This is a genomic window from Martelella sp. UBA3392 (assembly GCF_002358775.1).
GTDB lineage: Bacteria > Pseudomonadota > Alphaproteobacteria > Rhizobiales > Rhizobiaceae > Martelella > Martelella mediterranea.
Map to the genome: position 1 here is coordinate 1 of NZ_DEPM01000264.1, position 2,644 is coordinate 2,644.

Annotated in this window: 4 protein-coding genes; all 4 read right to left on the reverse strand. The window is 65.7% G+C overall.

Annotation, left to right across the window (positions count from 1 at the left end; all coding sequences use genetic code 11):
* Positions 1-690 (reverse strand): 4Fe-4S dicluster domain-containing protein (locus B4E36_RS20545; protein ID WP_345900761.1); only part of this gene is annotated, 690 nt, incomplete at its 3' end.
* A gap of 3 nt (positions 691-693) precedes the next feature.
* The gene (locus tag B4E36_RS20550) at positions 694-1,071 is read right to left on the reverse strand and encodes a DUF4870 family protein (RefSeq protein WP_292055357.1); all 378 of its coding nucleotides are present in this window, start codon (positions 1,069-1,071) and stop codon (positions 694-696) included.
* Positions 1,068-2,291, reverse strand: a complete 1,224-nt coding sequence (gene glcE / locus B4E36_RS20555) for a glycolate oxidase subunit GlcE (protein ID WP_292055358.1) — start codon at positions 2,289-2,291, stop codon at positions 1,068-1,070. Before glcE ends, B4E36_RS20550 begins: the two co-directional genes overlap by 4 nt.
* Positions 2,284-2,644, reverse strand: a 361-nt coding sequence (locus tag B4E36_RS20560) for an FAD-linked oxidase C-terminal domain-containing protein (RefSeq protein WP_345900762.1), incomplete at its 5' end; no start/stop codon positions are given. The genes B4E36_RS20560 and glcE, both read right to left, overlap by 8 nt.

Consider the following 2,644-nt stretch of genomic DNA (forward strand, 5'->3'; position numbering starts at 1 on the left):
CGCGCCGCAACAGCCTTCGCCCTTCGGCACCACCACCTCGATGCCGAGCCGTGTCAGGAGCCGGACGGTCGCCTCGTTGATGCAGGGATCGAGCACGGACTGGGCACAGCCCGTCAGCAGTGCCACGCGACCGCGCTTTTCGCTCTCGGGCGCGTGCGACGCGGGTTTGGAAATCGCCGAGGGAGCGGGCAGCCGCTTCGGCGCAAGCTTCAGCATCGCCTCGAACGGCTTCAGCGCCTCGCGCCCGGAGAAAAGCCCGGCGAACGGACGGCCGAGACGCGCGAGCCGGAGCGCGGCCCGAAACCGTGCCGGATAGGGCAGCACGGCGGCCAGCACCGAGCGGGTAAACCGGTTGAGCGGCGGGCGCTTGTAGGTCTTTTCGATATGCACCCGGGCATGATCGACCAGATGCATGTAATCGACGCCCGAGGGACAAGTGGTCACACAGGAAAGGCAGGAGAGACAGCGGTCGATATGGGTGACGGTTTCCTTGTCCGCCGGCCGATCGTTTTCCAGCATGTCCTTGATCAGGTAGATCCGCCCGCGCGGACTGTCGAGCTCGTTGCCGAGCGTGACATAGGTCGGACAGGTGGCGGTGCAGAAGCCGCAATGCACGCATTTGCGCAGGATCGATTCGGCTTCCGCGACCTTCGGATCGGCAAGCTGGGCGGATGAGAAACTGGTTTGCATCGATCAGATCAGCCAGCTTTGCGGGTTCGCAATCGGCTCGTTGCGGTTCACCTTCTGCAGGCCGACGATCACGCGCACGATCACCCAGACGCCGGTGGCCACAAAGCCGAGCACGCCGATGAGCACGAAGGTCAGCACAAACGAAATCGCCGAAAACAGCAGCGCGATCCAGAAGGTGCGGATCGCCCAGGTGTAATGCGTCTTGAGCCAGTCTTCCGCCTTGTCGCGGTTCATATAGGCCGCAATCAGACCGATCACGCCGGCAACGAAAATCACGCAGCCGACCAGGTAGAGAATATAGATGAGAATGACGTTGTTCTTGCTCGGGTCCATCCAGCCGTCGCCGAAACGCTTGGGCGCGTCATAGTGCGGGTCGCTCATGCTGCCATCTCCTGTGTTGCCATCTTGCCGGGATTGAAAATGCCCCTGGGGTCGAGTTTCGCGCGGATGCGGGCTTCGAGCGCCGCGACCGCCGCCGGCTGCGGTTCGAAGGCGGGCGTCAGCTTGCGTGCGGCCGGGTCGGCGCGCATCAGCGTGGCATGCCCGCCGCCGTGCTTCTTCAGCAGCGCTCTCAGGATATCGGCCTCGGGCGCGCCATCCATCCGCATCCACACAAGCCCGCCCTGCCAGTCGTAGAACGCGTCCACCGCCGCCTCCAGCCGCATCGCGCCGACCAGCGCCGCCGCCTCGGACGGCGTGACGCTGACGCGCCAGAGCGGGCGGAGCGAGCGATCCTGATAGGGCGCGACATCGCGGATTTCGCGCCACAGCTTGCGCGTGTCTTCATCGCCGAGCCGGGTCAAGGGGCCGAAAGGCTCGGCATAGGCGGCAAGCTTGTCGAGGCGGGCCGAAACCGATTCCGGCAGGCCTTCCAGTCGCAGGCAGGTGGCGCTGTCGCCCGTGATCCCGTCGTTCAGGAAAGCGCCGCGCACGCTATAGGGCAGGTGGCTCGCGCCCGAGACTTCGAGCGGCAGCGCCATCGCAGCAGCCATCAGCTTCACGGCATCTTCTTCGGTGAGGTGCGAGACAATCAGCGTGGCAGCGGATTTGGGCGCGGGGAGAACCTTGAAGGTCACTTCGGTCAGGAAGCCGAGCGTGCCGTGCGAGCCGGCGATCAGCCGCGAAAGATCGAGCCCGGTGACGTTTTTCATCACCCGCCCGCCCGCGCGGATCGCCTCGCCGCGACCATTGACGAAGCGGGCACCGAGAAGGTGGTCGCGGGCAGCCCCCGCAAGCGCGAACCGGCGCGGGCCCGAGACATTGGCCGAGAACACGCCGCCGATCGTGGGCGTGCCCTTGGAGCCCATCATGCCGCGATGATCCATCGGCTCGAAGGCCAGGAACTGGCCATTTTCGGCAAGCGCCGCCTCGATTTCTGCGACCGGCGTGCCGGCCTTCGCGGTCATCACCATTTCGGAGGGTTCATAGGCCACGATGCCGGAGAGCGCGCACGAACTCAGCGTCACCTCCGCTTCGACCGGGTTGCCGAAGCCGGAGCGGGTATCGCCGCCGCAAAGGCGCAGAGGCGCGCCGCTGTCATGATGGCGGGCGATGATGGCGGCCGCCTCGGCCTCGGTTTCAGGTGTCAGCAACTCAGTCATCGCGTCCCTCCAGCGGAAATACCTTGGAGGGGTTGAGCGACCAGTCGGGATCAAAGGCGGCGCGCACCGCCATCTGCTGGCGAAGGTCGGCCTCGCCAAATTGGTGGCGCATCAGGTCGCGCTTTTCGATGCCGACGCCGTGCTCGCCGGTCAGGCAACCGCCGGCCTCCACGCAGAGCTTCAGGATTTCGGCCCCGGCCTCCTCGGCGCGCGCGGCGTCCTCCGGATCGTTGATGTTGTAGAGGATCAGCGGGTGCATATTGCCGTCGCCGGCGTGAAACACATTCGCGACGCGCAGGCCGTAGCGGTCGGTGATCTCGCTGGTCTTCTGCAGCACGTAGGAAAGCTGGCTG